The organism is Streptomyces spectabilis (assembly GCF_008704795.1).
In the GTDB taxonomy this organism is placed as follows: Bacteria; Actinomycetota; Actinomycetes; order Streptomycetales; family Streptomycetaceae; genus Streptomyces; species Streptomyces spectabilis.
The window spans coordinates 6,566,761-6,584,086 of record NZ_CP023690.1 but is presented as its reverse complement, the minus strand read 5'-3'; the positions used below and the strand labels follow the sequence as shown (position 1 = coordinate 6,584,086).

The window sequence follows — 17,326 nt, the reverse complement described above, 5'->3', positions numbered from 1 at the left end:
CCCCTCAGTCACCTCAACCACCCCGGGCACCCGGTCACTCCCAGCGGAACCAGCGAGTGGCGGCCAGGGTCAGGGCCGCCGTCCACAGGGCGAGGACGCCCAGGTGGGCGAGGCCGGGCCAGGAGCCGTCCGCCGCCTGGTTGAGCGCCTCGGCGGCGGCGCCGAACGGCAGGGCCTCGACGACGTGCGCGAGGGCGTCCGGCATCGCCCGTACCGGAAGCCACACGCCCGCGCTGAACAGCATCGGGAAGAACACGGCCGAGCCGATCGCGCTCGCGGCCTTCGAGGTGCGCGCGAGCGCCGAGACCAGGGCGCCGAGGGCGAGCGCGGCCGCGACGGCGAGGAGCAGGGCGAGCGCGTACCCGAGCCCCTGGCGCGGCAGCGGCACGTCGAACACGGCCCGGCCCACGGCCAGCGAGAGCAGCGCGGAGCCGAGCGCGGCCGCCCCGTGCAGCCCCATCTGCGCACCGAGCACGGCGGAGGGCCGCACCGGGGTCGCGGACATGCGGCGCAGGACGCCGCGCTCGCGGTAGCCCGTGACGACCGGCGGCATGGCCTGGAGCCCCGCCATGATCATGGAGAGGAGCACGGTCACGGGCACGTAGGCGTCGATGACGCGGAGGCCGCCGAGGTCGTCCTGCGCCTCCCGGAAGGACGGGATCGACCCCAGGACGGCGAGCAGCGCGGTCGGGAAGCCGAGGACCCAGAACAGCGAGACGGGTTCGCGCCGGAAGAGCCGCCACTCGGCCTTCAGGACGGCGCGGCCCGCGGCGCCGGGAGAGGTGGCGGTGGTCATGGGCGGGCTCCCGTCGTGAGGTCCAGATAGGCGTCGTCGAGCGTCGCGTCGGTGACGCGGAGCTGGTGGGCCCGCACCCCGCGGCGGGCGAGGAGGGTGAGAAGGGCGTCCACGGAGGCGTCCGTTCCGCTCAGTGTGACGCGGCCGTCCCGCTCGGCCGCGGCCGTGACGCCCGGCAGCGCGGCCAGCTCCCCCGGTGCCAGCGGGGCCGACGGCGCGAAGGAGATCACGGTGGCGCCCGCGGTGCCGCTGATCAGGCCCGCCGGGCTGTCCAGCGCGACGACGCGGCCGCGGTCGATCACCGCGACGCGGTCGCACAGGCGCTGGGCCTCCTCCATGAAGTGGGTGACGAGCAGGACGGTGACACCGCTGTCGCGCACGTCCTCGATCAGCTTCCAGGTGTCGCGGCGCGCGTGCGGGTCGAGCCCGGTGGTCAGCTCGTCGAGGACGACGACGCGAGGGTTGCCGATGAGGGCGAGCGCGATGAACAGGCGCTGCTTCTGGCCGCCGGACAGCTGGGCGAAGCGGGTGCCGAGCCGGTCGGTCAGGCCGAGGCGCGCGGCGAGCGGGCGCCAGTCGGCGGGGTCGGGGTAGAAGGCGGCGTACAGTTCGAGCGCCTCGCGCACCGTGAGCTTGCCCTGGAGCTCGCTCTCCTGGAGCTGCGCGCCCAGGACGCGGGTCACGCGCGCGTGGTCGGCGACGGGGTCGCGCCCCGCCACGCGGACGGTGCCCGCGTCGGGCACGCGCAGGCCGCTGACGCACTCGACGGTGGTGGTCTTGCCCGCGCCGTTGGGCCCGAGGATCCCGAAGATCTCGAACTCGTCGACGGCGAACGAGACGCCGTCCACGGCGGTCCGGCCGCCGTAGGACTTGCGCAGACCCGTGACTTCGATGACGGGTGTCGTATGAGGCATGCGACGAGCCTCGCGTCCGTGGTCCGGGCGCGGCATCGCCCGTCGCGCTCGACCCGGCATCGACCGATCGGTTGACCGCGCCCTACGACTCGGCGGAGCACCGCGCGTTCCCGCAGCTCGTAGGCGTGCGGGCGGAGGACCTAGGACCAGCGGAGGACGGCGTACGGGACGAAACTCAGTGGGCGCTGTCAGTGGTGAAACGTAGGCTCGCCCCTGATGTCCACCACACTCGAATCCGCCGGGGGCGGCCGGTCGGCCGTCCGGACGCTCACGCGCCTGTGGCCGTACGTCCGCCCTGTCCGAAAGCGCCTGTTCTGGGCCGCACTTGTCGCGATCGTGGCGTCCTGTACGAGCCTGGTCTTCCCGCTCATCCTGAAGTGGATGGTGGACGGGCCCGTGGCCGACGGGGACACGGCCGGGGTCTGGCTGGGGGCGCTGCTCCTGCTCGGCCTCGGCGTCGCGGAGGCGCTGCTCTTCGGCTTCCGGCGGTGGCTGGTGGCGCGGCCGCTCGCGGGCGTCGAGGCGGCGATGCGGGCGGACCTGTTCCGGCACCTCCAGCGGCTGCCGGTGGCGTTCCACGACCGCTGGGCCTCGGGCCAGTTGCTCTCGCGCGGCACGACGGACCTGATGCTGATCCGCCTGTTCCTCGCCTTCCCGCTGACCTTCATGGTGGTGAACGGCGCGACGATCCTGGTGGGCGTGGCCCTGCTCCTCGCCCAGGACTGGACGCTCGGCCTGGTGCTGCTCGCGCCGGTGGTGCCCCTCGTGGTCGTCGTGTCGTACTTCGAGGCGCGGTTCGCCGACGTGGCGCGGCGCGCGCAGGACCAGGTCGGCGATCTGACGACGGTCGTCGAGGAGAGCGTGCTCGGCATCCGCATCATCAAGGGCTTCGGCCGGCACCGCAGCCAGGCGCGGGCGTTCCGCGAGCTCTCGCGGACCCTGCGCGGCACGGAGCTGGCCAAGGCCCGGCTGCTCGCCGCGATCTGGGGCGTCATCACGACGCTGCCGGAGCTGGCCATCGGGGCGGCGCTCGTGCTCGGCTCCGTGCGGGTCGCCGACGGCGACCTGTCGGCGGGCACCCTTGTGGCGTTCCTGTCCACGGCGCTCGCGCTGCGCTGGCCGGTGGAGTCGATGGGCTTCCTGCTCGCCATGAGCCAGGAGGCGGCGACGGCCACGGAGCGGTACTTCGAAGTGCTCGACGCGGAGCAGGAGTCCGACCCGGACACCGTGGCCGGGGACGGCCCCGCCGCCGACGGGATGCGCTTCGAAGGAGTGTCCTTCCACTATCCCGACGCGGACGACGACACGCCGCCGGTCCTGTCCCGCATCGATCTGCACGTCCGTACGGGCGAGACGATGGCCCTGGTGGGCGCCACCGGCAGCGGCAAGACCACGCTCACCGCCCTGGTGCCCCGGCTGCACGACGTCAGCGGCGGCCGCATCACCCTCGACGGCCAGGACATCGCGCACCTGCCCCGGCAGCGGGTGCGGGAGCTGGTGTCGGTGGCCTTCGAGGAGCCCACCCTGTTCTCCGCGTCCGTCGGCGAGAACGTCCTCATGGGCGCCGCGGCGGACGCCGGGGAGCGGGATCTGGACCACGCCCTGTCGGTCGCGCAGGCCGACTTCGTGCACGACCTTCCGCAGGGCGCGGACACCCAGGTCGGCGAGCAGGGCCTGAGCCTGTCCGGCGGCCAGCGGCAGCGGCTCGCCCTGGCCCGCGCGGTCGTGGGGCGGCCGCGGTTCCTGGTGCTCGACGACCCGCTGTCGGCGCTCGACGTCCACACGGAGGCGCTGGTCGAGGCCGCGCTGCGGCGGGTCCTGAAGGACACCACGGCCCTGGTGGTGGCGCACCGCCCGTCGACGGTGCTGCTCGCGGACCGCGTCGCCCTGCTCTCCGGCGGCCGCATAGCCGCCGTGGGCACACACCAGGAACTGCTGCGGGACAACGCCGAGTACGCGTGGCTGATGTCAGGGGGAGCGAAGTGAGCAAGCAGGGCCTCGACGACTTCGACCAGGACACGCTGCCCGCGCCGCCCGGCGCGACCGGGCGCCTTCTGCGGTCGCTGCTCGCGCCGCGCCGCGGCCGGGTCACGCTGGCCGCCGTGCTGCTGCTCCTCCAGCAGGCCGCCGTCCAGACGGGCCCGCTCCTGGTGGCGTACGCCATCGACTCGGCCGTGCCCGCCGTGCGCAAGGACGACTACGGCCCGCTGATCGCCGTCGGCGTCGCCTACGGACTGTCCGCGGCCCTGTCCGGCGTGCTCCAGTACGCCTTCATCCTGGCCTCGGCGCGGGTCAACCAGGACGTGCTGCTCGATCTGCGCGGGCGGATCTTCCGGCACGCGCAGGCGCTCAGCGTGGACTTCCACGAGCGGTACACCTCCGGGCGGCTGATCTCCCGGTCCACGACGGACGTCGAGTCGCTGCGCGAGCTGCTCAGCGAGGGCCTCCAGGAGCTGCTCACGGTCATCCTGTCGTTCGTCTACATCGCGGCGCTGCTGCTCTGGCTCGACCTGGGCCTCGGCGCGGTGGCGGTGGCGTCGTTCGTACCGCTGTACCTGCTGATCCGGCTCTTCCAGCACCGGGCGGCCAAGGTGTACCGGGTCCGCTCCACGGCCATCGCCGCCGTGATCGTGAAGTTCACCGAGACGATGAACGGCATCCGGCCGGTGCGCGCGTTCCGCCGCGAGCGGGCCAACGACGAGCGGTTCGCCGCCCTGAACCGCGCGCACGAGCGCGTGAACGGCGACGCGATCCTGGAGATGGCCCGGTACGTGGTGGGCTCGCGGCTCGTCGCGAACACCTCGGTGGCCGGGATCGTCCTGTGGGGCGGGTACCGCGTCGCGGAGGGCACCCTCGCCCTCGGCGTCCTCGCGGCGGCCGTGCTGTATCTGCGGCGCCTGTACGACCCGATCGACCGGCTCGGGATGTTCCTCAACTCCTACCAGTCGGCGGCGGCGTCCCTGGAGAAGATCGCGGGACTGCTCGCGCAGACGCCGTCCGTGCCGGAGCCGGAGCAGTCCGTCGCGCGCCCGCTGCCCGGGCTCGCGTCCGAACACCCGGGCCGGACCGTCCGGTTCGACGGCGTGCGGTTCGCGTACCGGACGGGCGGCGAGATCCTGCCGCGCTTCGACCTCACGCTGCCCGCCGGGCAGACCGTCGCCGTCGTCGGCTCCACGGGCGCGGGCAAGTCCACGCTCGCGAAGCTGCTCGCCCGGTTCTACGACCCCACGGAAGGACGGGTCCTGCTCGACGGCGTCGACCTGCGCGAACTGGCGACGGCCGAGCTCAGGCGCGGCGTCGTGATGGTCACCCAGGAGGCGTTCCTGTTCTCCGGCACGGTCGCGGAGAACATCGCGATCGGCCGCCCGGAGGCCACCCGCGAGGAGATCGAGCGCGCCGCGAAGGCGATCGGCGCCCACGACTTCATCGCGGCCCTGCCCGACGGCTACGACACGGACGTGCGCAAGCGCGGCGGCCGCATCTCGGCCGGGCAGCGCCAGCTGGTGGCGTTCGCCCGCGCGCTGCTCGCCGACCCCGCGGTGCTGATCCTGGACGAGGCCACCAGCTCCCTGGACATCCCCGGGGAGCGGGCCGTGCAGCGCGCGATGGACACGGTCCTGCGGGGGCGCACGGCGGTCGTGATCGCCCACCGCCTGTCCACGGTGGAGATCGCCGACCGCGTCCTGGTCATGGAGCACGGCCGAGTCGTCGAGGACGGCACCCCCGCCGAACTGACCGCCGCCACAGGCCCCTTCGCCCAACTGCACCGGGCGTGGCGAGAGAGCGTAGTGGGCTGACCACCCCGGGGGGCAATCCCCCGATGCGCCGCATAACGGACGCCCGAACCCTACAGGCGGACGTATTCCAGCCAAAGTACGCCAACTGAATGACATGTACCTGTCTCGAATGGCACTCTTCCCCTCACCAGTCGCACGGGCGCTCCACCCCGACGACTCCCGCGCGCGGCGCGCCCGCCCCGGCGGCACGACGCGCGCCAGGCACCACGTACTGCCCTGCTCTGCCCGGCCGGTCACCCGCCGCCGGGTCGCCACAGGCCGCGCACCCCCGCGGCCGCGCAGAAGGAGTCCGTGTTGAGCACATCCCCCACACCCCGTAGAACCCCCGCCCGTCGGCGTGCCACCGCCATCGGCGCCTTCGTCGCCGCCGCCGCGCTGCTCGGCGTGACCGTCCAGGCCACCACCGCGTCGGCCGACCAGGCGTCGTCCGGGACCAAGGCCGACGCCGGCGCCCTGCCGCAGCAGCTCTCCCCGTCCCAGCGGGCCGAGCTGATCCGCGCGGCGGACGCCACCACCGCCGCGACCGCCGAGCGCATCGGCCTCGGCGCGAAGGAGAAGCTGGTCGTCCGCGATGTCATCAAGGACCGCGACGGCACCACCCACACGCGCTACGAGCGCACCTACGCCGGGCTCCCCGTCCTCGGCGGCGACCTCGTCGTCGCCACCGACAAGTCGGGCACGGTCAAGGACGTCAACCGCGCCTCCAAGGCCCGCCTCGCGGGCACCGGCACGAGCGCCGACGTCAAGGCGGCGAGCGCCGAGAAGCAGGCGCTCGGCGCCTCGAAGGCGGACGGCTCCACGAAGCTCAAGACGTCCCAGGAGCCCCGCAAGGTCGTCTGGCTCGCCGACGCCAAGGGCGGCGCCCCGAAGCTCGCGTACGAGACCGTGGTCGGCGGCCTCCAGGAGGACGGCACGCCCAACGAGCTGCACGTGGTGACCGACGCCAGGACCGGCAAGAAGCTCGGCGAGTGGCAGGGCGTCCACCAGGGCACCGGCAACACGCAGTACAGCGGCCAGGTCCCGCTCACCACGCAGCAGTCGGGCTCGCAGTACACGCTCACCGACACGGCGCGCGGCAACCACCAGACGCGCAACCTCAACCGCGGCACGTCCGGCTCGGGCACCCTCTTCAGCGGCCCGGACGACGTCTGGGGCAACGGCCAGGCCTCCAACGCCGAGACCGCGGGCGCGGACGCCCACTACGGCGCGGCCCTGACCTGGGACTACTACAAGAACGTGCACGGCCGCAACGGCATCAGGAACGACGGCCGCGGCGCCTCCTCACGCGTGCACTACGGCAACAACTACGTCAACGCGTTCTGGCAGGACTCCTGCTTCTGCATGACGTACGGCGACGGCTCGGGCAACGCCAAGCCGCTGACGTCGATCGACGTGGCCGCGCACGAGATGACCCACGGCGTCACCGCCGCGACCGGCAACATGCAGTACAGCCGCGAGCCCGGCGGCCTGAACGAGGCGACCAGCGATATCTTCGCCGCCGCCGTCGAGTTCAACGCCAAGAACGCGAGCGACGTCGGCGACTACCTCGTCGGCGAGAAGATCGACATCCGGGGCAACGGCACTCCGCTGCGCTACATGGACAAGCCCTCCAAGGACGGCCGTTCGCTGGACAACTGGAGCAGCAGCGCGGGCAACGTGGACGTGCACTACTCCTCGGGCATCGCCAACCACTTCTTCTACCTGCTGAGCGAGGGCAGCGGCGCGAAGGTCATCAACGGCGTCTCGTACAACTCGCCGACGTATGACAACAAGCCTGTGACCGGAATAGGCATCGACAAGGCCGCCAAGATCTGGTTCAGGGCCCTCACCACGAAGTTCACCACGACCACCAACTACGCGGCGGCGCGCACCGGCACGCTGGCCGCGACCGGCGAGCTGTACGGCACGTCGAGCCCCGAGTACACCGCGGTCGCCAACGCCTGGGCGGCCGTCAACGTCGGCGCACGCCCCTAGCCGACCCGAGCCGGCGCCGTTCCGGGAGCCCGGAACCGCCAACCCCCGGGGCGGCGCCGCCCCTCACCGCGTGGACGCATCCGGCGGTCCGTTCACCCGGTGTTCGCATGGCGGACCTTGACCATCGGCCAACGGACGCAATCTGGCCAACATTCAATCAAGGTCCTGACATGTACCTGGCTCAAATGGCACGCTGCTCACGCACGGCACACACGTTCATCCGCACAGCACCAGTTCGGCCCGGGTGGTCCCCCATGCCATCCGGGCCTTCACACAAGGAGCATGCGTGACCCCCCACATATCGAAGCGTTCCACCCTGGCCATCGCCACCGCCGTCGCCGCCGGAGCGCTGCTCACCGCCGGAATGACCACCGGCGCTTCCGCACAGCCCGACACCGCCAGAGCCGCCGCCCCGGCCCCCGCCGCGGCCACCGCCCCGCTCTCCGCCTCCGCCCGCGCCGACCTGCTCCAGGGCGCCGAGGACAAGGCCGCGGCCACCGCGGACCGCATCGGCCTCGGCGCGAAGGAGAAGCTGGTCGTCCGCGACGTCGTCAAGGACCGCGACGGCACCACCCACACGCGCTACGAGCGCACCTACGCCGGACTTCCCGTCCTCGGCGGCGACCTCGTCGTCCACACCGCGAAGGACGGCTCGGTCAAGGGCGTCAGCAAGGCGACCAAGGCCGCCATCAAGGTCGCGTCCACCGACGCGAAGCTGGCCCCGAAGTCCGTGGCCGCCGCCGCCAAGTCGACGGCCGCGAAGACCGGCGACACCGCCAAGGCCGACCCGCGCGCACCGCGCAAGGTCGTCTGGGCCGCCGACGGCAAGCCCACGCTCGCCTACGAGACGGTCGTCACCGGCGTGCAGAAGGACGGCACGCCGAGCGAGCTGCACGTCATCACCGACGCGGCCACCGGCAAGAAGCTGTACCAGCACCAGGCCATCGAGACCGGCACCGGCAACAGCCAGTACAGCGGCAAGGTCACGGTCGGCTCCGTCAAGAGCGGCAGCACCTTCCAGCTCACCGACTCCGGGCGCGGCAACCACAAGACCCTGGACCTGAACCACGGCTCCAGCGGCGGCAAGCTCTACACCGACGCCGACGACGTCTGGGGCACCGGCAAGCCCTCCAACACCCAGACCGCCGCCGTCGACGCCGCCTACGGCGCGGGCCTCACCTGGGACTACTACAAGAACGTGCACGGCCGCAGCGGCATCAAGGGCGACGGCAAGGGCGCCACGTCCCGCGTGCACTACGGCAACGCCTACGTCAACGCGTTCTGGCAGGACTCCTGCTTCTGCATGACGTACGGCGACGGCGAGGGCAACGCCAAGCCCCTGACCTCCATCGACGTGGCCGCCCACGAGATGACCCACGGCGTCACCTCGGCCACCGGCAACATGGAGTACAGCGGTGAGTCCGGCGGCCTGAACGAGGCCACCAGCGATATCTTCGCCGCCGCCGTCGAGTTCAAGGCGAACAACGCCCTGGACAAGGGCGACTACCTCGTCGGCGAGAAGATCGACATCAACGGCGACGGCACCCCGCTGCGCTACATGGACAAGCCCTCCAAGGACGGCTCGTCCCTCGACTACTGGAGCAGCAACGCCGGCAACGTCGACGTCCACTACTCCTCCGGCATCGCCAACCACTTCTTCTACCTGCTGAGCGAGGGCAGCGGGAAGAAGACGATCAACGGTGTGGCGTACGACAGCCCGACCAAGGACGGCTCCAAGGTCACCGGCATCGGGCGCGACAAGGCCGAGAAGATCTGGTTCAAGGCCCTGACGTCGTACTTCACCTCGACCACGAACTACGCGCAGGCGCGCAAGGACACCGTGAAGGCCGCGAGCGACCTGTACGGCGCGAACTCCGCCGAGGCGAAGGCGGTTGCCGCCGCCTGGACCGGAGTGAACGTCAAGTAACCCTCTGAACCGGGCGGCATCCGGGGAGACCCCCTGGATGCCGCCCGCACCATTTTCGTATGTGTCTGCGGGTCCGTCGTGGCTGGTCGCGCAGTTCCCCGCGCCCCTTCGGGGCGCTGCCGTTCAGCGCATCAAGACGCCCGCCGCCTCGCCCGTCGCCTCTGACGGGACCGCCACCAGGCCCAGTTCCGCGTTGCTGGCCAGGAGGCGGTGGGACGGGAGGATGCGGACCGTGTAGCCGAAGGGGCCGGTGCGGTCCAGGGCCAGGGGGCCCTCGTACAGCAGGCGGCCCTCGCCGTCGGGGGCGCCGGTGGGCTTCAGCGGCACCGGGGTGGCGTCCGCGATGTGGTCCTCGGGGTCGACGCGGCCCGCGAGGGCCTGCACCTCGACGTCGTCGGGCGCCAGCTCGCCGAGGCGCACGCGCACCCGCAGGGCGAGGGTCGCGCCCAGCTCCGCGGTGGTGCCCACGGCCGTGGCCTCGACGTGGTCGACGGCGACGCCGGGCCAGGCCGCGCGGACGCGGTTCTTCCAGGCGGCGAACCCCGAGGCGGCGTCCGCTTCGAGCACGCGGTGGGCGCGCGCGGCGGGCACGTACAGGCGCTCCACGTACTCGCGCACCATGCGTCCGGCGAGGACCTTCGGGCCGAGCCGGGTCAGGGTGCGCCGCACCATCTCGATCCACCGGTCGGGAAGGCCTTCGGGCCCGTTCTCGTAGAAGCGGGGAGTGATCCGCCGCTCCAGGAGGTCGTACAGGGCGGCCGCCTCCAGGTCGTCGCGGCGGTGGTCGTCGGTGGCCGAGCCGTCGGCCGTGGGGATCGCCCAGCCGAAGTCGGGCTCGAACCATTCGTCCCACCAGCCGTCCAGGACCGACAGGTTGAGGCAGCCGTTGAGCGCGGCCTTCATGCCGGAGGTGCCGCACGCCTCCAGGGGGCGAAGCGGATTGTTCAGCCACACGTCGCAGCCCGCGTACAGCTTCTGGGCCATCGCCATGCCGTAGTCGGGCAGGAACACGATGCGGTGCCGCACCCGCGGGTCGTCGGTGAAGCGCACCAGGTCCTGGATGAGCCGCTTGCCGCCGTCGTCGGCCGGGTGCGCCTTGCCCGCGACGACGATCTGCACCGGCCGCTCGGAGTGCGTGAGCAGCTCCAGGAGCCGGTCCTGGTCGCGCAGCATCAGCGTCAGACGCTTGTACGAGGGGACGCGGCGCGCGAAGCCGATGGTGAGGACGTCCGGGTCGAGGACCTCGTCGATCCAGCCGAGTTCGGCGGTGGCGGCGCCGCGCTGCCGCCAGGACACGTGCAGACGGCGGCGCACCTCGTCCACCAGCTGGGCGCGCAGCTCGCGGCGGAGCTGCCAGATGTCGGAGTCCTGGATGTCGGCGACGGCGTCCCAGCGCTCGGAGCCGCCGACGGACAGGGCCCGGTCGGTGCGGCGCTCGCCGATCTGCCGGGCGCCGAGCCGGAACACCTCGGGGGCCACCCAGGTGGGCGCGTGCACGCCGTTGGTGACGGAGGCGATCGGCACCTCCTCGGGGTCGAACCCGGGCCACAGGCCCTGGAACATCTCCTGGCTGACCTTGCCGTGCAGCGTGGAGACGCCGTTGGCGCCGCGGGCCAGGCGCAGCCCCATCACGGCCATGTTGAACACGTTGGCGTCGCCGCCCGCGTAGGTCTCCATGCCGAGGCGCAGTATCAGCTCGACGTCGATGCCGGGCAGTTCGGCGTCGGGGCCGAAGTGGTGGGCGACCAGCTCGCGGTCGAAGCGGTCGATCCCGGCGGGCACCGGCGTGTGGGTGGTGAAGACGGTGCCGCCGCGCACCGACTCCAGGGCGCTCTCGAAGGCGAGCCCGCCCTGGACCAGTTCGTGGACGCGCTCCAGGCCGAGGAAGCCCGCGTGGCCCTCGTTGGTGTGGAAGACCTCGGGGGCGGGGTGCCCGGTCAGGCGGCAGTAGGCGCGCACGGCGCGCACGCCGCCGATGCCGAGCAGCATCTCCTGGAGCAGCCGGTGCTCGCTGCCGCCGCCGTAGAGCCGGTCGGTGACCTCGCGGGCGCCGGGGTCGTTCTCCTCGACGTCCGAGTCCAGCATCAGCAGCGGCACGCGGCCGATCTGCGCCTGCCAGACGTGGGCGCGCAGGGCCCGGCCGCCGGGCAGCGCGAGCCGCACCAGGGCGGGGCTGCCGTCGGTCTCCCGCAGCAGGGTCAGGGGCAACTCGTTCGGGTCGAGCAGCGGGTAGTGCTCCTGCTGCCAGCCGTCGCGGGTGAGGGACTGCCGGAAGTAGCCGTGCCGGTAGAGCAGTCCGACGCCGATGAGGGGCACGCCGAGGTCGCTGGCCGCCTTCAGGTGGTCGCCCGCGAGGATGCCGAGGCCTCCGGAGTACTGCGGGAGGGCGGCCGTGACGCCGAACTCGGGCGAGAAGTAGGCGACGGCGGCCGGGAGTTCACCGCCGGGCGCGGGCAGCCCGTCGTCGGGCGACTCGGCCTGCCGCTCCTGGTACCAGCGGGGTCCGGTGACGTATTCACGCAGGTCCTCGGCGCTCTCGCCGAGGCGGCGCAGGAAGTCCTCGTCGGCGGCGAGCTCGGCGAGGCGGGCGGCGGGCACGGAGCCGAGCAGGCGCACGGGGTCGTCGCCCGACGCGTCCCACAGGGCGGGGTCGACGTCGCGGAAGAGGTCACGGGTCCCGGTGTGCCAGGACCAGCGCAGATTGCGGGAGAGTTCGCTGAGCGGGGCGAGGGCGGCGGGCAGGACGGGACGTACGGTGAAGCGGCGGATGGCTTTCACGGCGGCACCTCTGTCGGAGGACGTACGTGACCCATCGACGGTAGGGGGTCGGACCGCCCCGCCACCACGGGACCGTGAACTTGCCCCGGACAAAGGCAAGTTGTGGCCCGTGTTAGTGAGGCGGTCAAGGCGCGTTCCCGGAGACGACCTTCCCCTCGGCGGTCGTGGCGAAGACGGCTCCACCGGCGTAGAGCGGCTTTCCGAACGTGGCGAAGGGGTCCGCGATGCCGGTGGCGCCCGCCTTCGGGATCTCCTTGGTGCGCAGGGTGTCGACGTCGCCGTCCAGGCGCAGGCCACGCAGTTCGAAGGCGCCCGCGGACAGCACCCGGTCGCCCGCGAGCGCCAGGGTGGCCAGGTCGTTCGGGGCGCCGTAGCGCCAGCGGCGCTTGCCGGTGCGCCAGTCGTAGGCGCTCAGCTCGTGTTCGATGACGGCGTCCGGATCGGGGCTGTCGCTCGCCACGACGAGCACGCCCCGCGGGCCGAGCACGGGGCGCGGCCCGGAGGGCCGCACGTCGGCCGCGACGACGCGCCGGGTGCGCAGGGTCGCGGGGTCGAGCTCGCGCACGCCGTCGCTCGCCCGGCTCCAGCACACCAGTGCGGAGGCGCCGCGCAGCATGAGGTCGTCGCACGGGACGGCGGCGGTGCGGGCGGTGTCGCCGGTCCTCGCGTCCAGGCGGACGACACCGCCCTTCTCCAGGGCCGTGAACACCCGGCCGCCGTCCACGACCAGCGGGCCCGCCGTCTTGGGCAGCGCCTTCGACCGCCACAGCTCGCGGCCGTCGGACGCGGCGCGGGCCCGGACCACGCTGCTGCCGGGCGCGTCGCCCGGTGCGGAGCCGCCGAGGCGGAACTCGACGGCGTACACGACGTCATCGGCGTACGCGAGGGCGAGCGTCCCCGAGCCCGTGGGCGTGGGCTTGCGCCAGCGCTCCGCGCCGGAGGCCACGTCGACCTTGGTGACGCCGAGTTCGCTCGGCACGTACACGGCGCGGCCCTCGGGCCCTGCCTCGGGCGGCACCGCGTGGTGGCCGGTCAGCTCGTCCGCGCGGCCGGGGAAGCCGCGCGTGGTCCACCGGTGCCGTCCGCTCGCCGCGTCGAAGCCCGCGGCCGCGCCCTTGCCGTCGCGGCACACCAGCGTGGCACCGGCCAGGACGCAGCCGTCGCCCCGGTCGTCCAGGCCCTCGGGGCGGGCCACGGACCAGGGCTTCCAGCCCTCGGGCCGGGCGGCTGCGCGCAGGCCCTCGGGGCCGTGGTCGCCGGTGCGGTGCGCGTCGCCGTACTCGGACACGACGAGCGGGCCCCGCGCGCCGCCACCGCCCGCCCCGCCGGACGCCGCGGCTTGCGGGGCGCGGCCCGCGCCGTCACCGCCGCCGCCTCCCGGCAGGAGTACGGCGGCGAGCGTCACGGCGGACACGGCGAGCACGGCGGCGGCGATCCACGGCCACCGGCGGCGCGCGGCCGGGGCGGGCGGGCTGGGCGAAGGTCCCGGCACGGAGGCCGACAGCGGCGCGGGGTGGCCGCCGACCTCCGGCGCCCCACCGGTCACCGTGTCCGCCGCCGCGAACTCCCCCTCCGCCGCGGCCCGTTCGCACCGCTCCACGGCCTCGCGGTGCTCGGCGAAGAGGGACAGGACCTCGGCCGGCCAGGGCACAGCGGCCGCGGCCGACGGCTCCTCCAGGCGGCCCGCAAGCTCCGCGGCGGTGGGCCGGTCATCGGGCGCGGGCGCGAGACAGGCCGCCACGGTCTCCCGCAGGCCGTCGTCCTCAGGCACCCCGGACAGATCGGCGTCGCCCTGCGTGATGCGGAAGATGACGGAGGCGATCTCCTGGTCGTCGAAGGGGCCCCGCCCGCTCGCCGCGTACGCGAGGACCGCCCCGAGCGCGAACACGTCGGACGCGGGCACCACCGCGTGGCTGCCCAGGAGCTGCTCGGGTGCCAGGTAGCCGGGCGTGCCCACGATCATGCCCGCGGTGGTGAGCGCCGTCGCGTCGAAGGCCTGCGCGATGCCGAAGTCGATGAGCCGGGGGCCGTCCGGGGCGAGCAGGACGTTGCCCGGCTTGAGGTCGCGGTGCAGGACCTGCGCGAGGTGCACGGTGCCGAGGGCGTGCGCGAGCCGGGCGCCGAGCGCGCGCACCGCGCCTGCGGGCAGCGGGCCGCACCGCCGCACGGTCTGCCCGAGTGCGGGCCCGGCCACGTACTCCGTGGCCAGCCAGGGCACTTCGGCGGCCGCGTCGCCGTCGAGGAGCGCCGCGGTGCCGGGCCCGGACACCGCGCGGGCGGCGGCGATCTCGCGGCGGAAGCGGACCCGGAACTCGTGGTCGATGTCGAGGTCGGAGCGCACGGTCTTCACGGCGACGAGCGGCGTGCCCGGCCGTGACCGCGCGAGGAAGACCTCCCCCATGCCGCCCGCGCCGACGCGGGCGAGCAGCCGGTACGGGCCGACGTGGCGCGGCGGCCCGGTCAGCGGTTCGAGCACGGGGTCTCCTCAAGGGCGGGAAGAGGTACGGGCCGGAGCGGCGGGGTTCAGGAGGGGATGCGGACGGAGACGACCGTGCCCTGGTCGTACACGATCGTCGCGACCCCGCCGAGCGGCAGGACCGTCGGCGACCGCGGCTGGTCGGCGATGACGGTGCCGGTGTCGCTCCCTCGCTTCGGCGCGCGGTCGCCCGGCGCGCCCGGCACCCGCAGGGCGCGTACCTCGCCGGACGCGGTGAGCGGCACTGTGCGCAGGGTGGTGTTGTCGGCGAACAGGGCGCGCTCCCCGATGAGCAGCGGCGCCGACGACAGCATCCGCCGGGTCCCGTCCCCGGTGAGGGACAGCGGCTCCTCGCGGGTGACCCGCCCCTTCTTCGACTCGGCGACCAGGAGCTTCGCCCCCGCCGTGTCGTAGGCGAGGGCGTTGCCGGGGCCGACGGCGCTGACGACGATGTCCGGCGGCGCCATCCCGTCCGGCGGCAGCGGCGGCGCCTTGAAGGCGAACGCGCCCTCGGTGGCCAGGGTGCGCGCGTCGAGCCGGGTCACCCGGGTGCCCGCCTCCTCGGTGGCGTCCTCGAAGTCGGAGCTGCCGGTCACCACGGCCGCGCACAGGATCTGCTCGCCCACGGCCATCACGCTGCGGCACTGTTCGCCGTCGTACGCCTTGCCGCCGCGTGCGCCCGTCCTGGCGTCGAGGGCGATCAGGCCCTGCGCGGACCAGGCGTAGACCCGGCCGTGCCGGACGACTTCGGCGCCGTACATGCCGTTCTGCTCGGCGCCGGACAGCTCCTCGGTGGCGAGCGGCGCGGTCCAGCGGGGCGCGCCGCCGCGCAGCGGGTACGCGAGGAGCGTGGCGCCCTGGGGGCCGCCGTCGGCGTACGGCTTGGCCTCGGCGGTGACGAGGAGCAGGTCGTCGCCGAGCAGCGCGCGGGTGAAGTACCGGCCCTGCGGCGGGCGCGCGGACCAGCGCACGTCGCCGGACGCGGAGTCGCGCACCTGGAGGACTCCCTTGTGGGCGATGACGGACGTCCCGCCGCGCACGACGGGGGCCAGGCGGTCGCCGGGCATGAACAGCTTCCCGGAGGGGCTCAGATAGGCCTCGCCCCCGGTGCCCACGTCGTCGCCCGTGCGCCCGTCGGAGGTCCACCGGCGCTTGCCGTCGGACGCGCCGAGGGATTCGTACGTGCCGTTGGTGAGCAGGCACAGGACGGCGCGGGTGTCGGCGGCGCAGTTCATGGGCGCGTGCGAGAAGGAGCCGCGCCACGGCTTCCAGCCCTTGGGGCGCTGCTCCGGGTGTTGCGGGACGAGGCCACTGCGGTCGTCGGTACCGTCCTTGTCCACGCCCGCGGCGGCGATAAGGCGGGCGGGCGGCAGGCCGCCGGACGAGGAGGCGCCGGGCCGGGTCGCGCCGCCCTTCGCACCGTCGTCGCCGGAGCCGGAGTCGGGGCCGAACAGCGCGAGCAGGGCACCGGTGGCGCCCCCGGCCACGGCCACGGCGGCGACGACCGCGAACGCGGTGCGGCGCCCGCGCGTCCGGCGCGCGCCGGGCACGGTCGCCGCCGCGGGCGCGGCGGCCCCCATGGTGGGCAGTTCGTGGGCGGCCGGAGTGCCGGGCACGGCAGGGGCGTTCAGGGCGGTGGGCGACCAGGTGGGCGTGGGCTCCTGGCCGGGCGGCACGGAGGGCGGCGCGGGCAGGGGAAGCAGCGGCCGCCCGGCGGCGCACAGCTGCTCGACGTCGCGCCGCACCTCGCCGATGGCCTCCAGGACGGGCGCGGGCCAGACGAAGCCCGCGCCGTCCGCACCGGCGAGGCCCGTGAGACGCTCGGCGAGCGCCTCGGGCCCGGGCCGCGCCGCCGCGTCCACGACCAGGCAGTCGGCGAGGGCGTCCCGCAATTCGGCGGGTACGCCGTCGAGTTCGGCCTCGGCGCGCGAGACCCGGTACAGGACGGCGGCCACGGGCCCGTCGCCGAAGGGGTCGCGCCCCACGGCCGCGTACACGAGGACGGAGGCGAGGCAGAAGACGTCGGACGCGGCCACCACGTGCCGTCCGCCCGCGACGTGCTCGGGCGACATGAAGCCGGGGGTGCCGACGAGGAGCCCGGTGGAGGTCATGGTGGTGGCGCCGGGGGTGCGGGCGACGCCGAAGTCGATGAGCTTGGGCCCTTCCGGGCCGATGAGGACGTTGGCGGGCTTCAGGTCGCGGTGCAGCGCCCCGGCGGCGTGCACGGCGGCGAGCGCCCTGGCCATGGCGGCGCCGAGCGCGGCGACGGCGGGCACGGGCAGCGGCCCGTGCCGCCGCACCGCCTCGGCGAGGGTGGGCCCGGCGACGTACTCCGTGGCGAGCCAGGGCTGTTCGGCGTCGGCGTCACCGTCGACGAGCCGGGCGACGTACGGGCTGGTGACGGAGCGGGCGACCGCGATCTCCCGCCGGAAGCGGGCCCGGAAGGCGGGCTCGCCCACCACGTCCCGCCGGATGGCCTTGACGGCGACGAGGCCGTCCGGGTCGTACGGGGTGCGGGGGCCGTCCGGGGCGGCGGACGTGTCCGCGGCCCCGGACGCGTCCTGCGGCACGGCGAGGAACACCTCGCCCATGCCGCCCGCGCCGAGCCGGGCGACCGTCTCGTACGGGCCCGTCCTGCGTGGGGACGAGTCCCTCAACCGACCG

9 protein-coding genes are annotated in these 17,326 nt (G+C 74.0%); 4 read left to right on the top strand and 5 right to left on the bottom strand.

All coding sequences use genetic code 11. From position 1 onward, the window contains the following. Positions 1–34 precede the first annotated feature (34 nt). Positions 35–796: an ABC transporter permease gene (locus tag CP982_RS29005; protein WP_150513168.1), complete on the bottom strand. Its 762-nt coding sequence runs from the start codon at positions 794–796 to the stop codon at positions 35–37. After that, positions 793–1,710: an ABC transporter ATP-binding protein gene (locus tag CP982_RS29000; RefSeq protein WP_150513167.1), complete on the bottom strand. Its 918-nt coding sequence runs from the start codon at positions 1,708–1,710 to the stop codon at positions 793–795. Before CP982_RS29000 ends, CP982_RS29005 begins: the two co-directional genes overlap by 4 nt. A gap of 216 nt (positions 1,711–1,926) precedes the next feature. On the opposite strand from CP982_RS29000, the gene CP982_RS28995 reads away from it, so the two are divergent. From CP982_RS28995 to CP982_RS28980, 4 genes are all read left to right on the top strand, one after another. After that, entirely contained in the window at positions 1,927–3,696 is a 1,770-nt protein-coding gene (locus CP982_RS28995) for an ABC transporter ATP-binding protein (protein ID WP_150513166.1), read from the top strand. Beyond that, positions 3,693–5,507: an ABC transporter ATP-binding protein gene (locus tag CP982_RS28990; RefSeq protein ID WP_372503430.1), complete on the top strand. Its 1,815-nt coding sequence runs from the start codon at positions 3,693–3,695 to the stop codon at positions 5,505–5,507. The genes CP982_RS28995 and CP982_RS28990 overlap by 4 nt, the downstream gene beginning before the upstream one ends. 294 nt (positions 5,508–5,801) lie before the next feature. Then, entirely contained in the window at positions 5,802–7,481 is a 1,680-nt protein-coding gene (locus tag CP982_RS28985; protein ID WP_150513164.1) for a M4 family metallopeptidase, read from the top strand. 286 nt (positions 7,482–7,767) lie between these two features. After that, positions 7,768–9,408: a M4 family metallopeptidase gene (locus CP982_RS28980; RefSeq protein WP_150513163.1), complete on the top strand. Its 1,641-nt coding sequence runs from the start codon at positions 7,768–7,770 to the stop codon at positions 9,406–9,408. A gap of 123 nt (positions 9,409–9,531) precedes the next feature. Here the strand turns inward: CP982_RS28980 and glgP are convergent, their stop codons facing one another. The 3 genes from glgP to CP982_RS28965 all read right to left on the bottom strand — a co-directional run bounded on the left by glgP (position 9,532) and on the right by CP982_RS28965 (position 17,319). Next, entirely contained in the window at positions 9,532–12,186 is a 2,655-nt protein-coding gene (gene glgP, locus CP982_RS28975; protein WP_150513162.1) for an alpha-glucan family phosphorylase, read from the bottom strand. A gap of 124 nt (positions 12,187–12,310) precedes the next feature. Continuing rightward, positions 12,311–14,662, bottom strand: coding sequence for a protein kinase domain-containing protein (locus CP982_RS28970; RefSeq protein ID WP_150513161.1), 2,352 nt, complete (start codon positions 14,660–14,662; stop codon positions 12,311–12,313). Positions 14,663–14,709: 47 nt separating this feature from the next. Further along, positions 14,710–17,319, bottom strand: coding sequence for a protein kinase domain-containing protein (locus CP982_RS28965; RefSeq protein WP_229878469.1), 2,610 nt, complete (start codon positions 17,317–17,319; stop codon positions 14,710–14,712). Positions 17,320–17,326 lie beyond the last annotated feature (7 nt).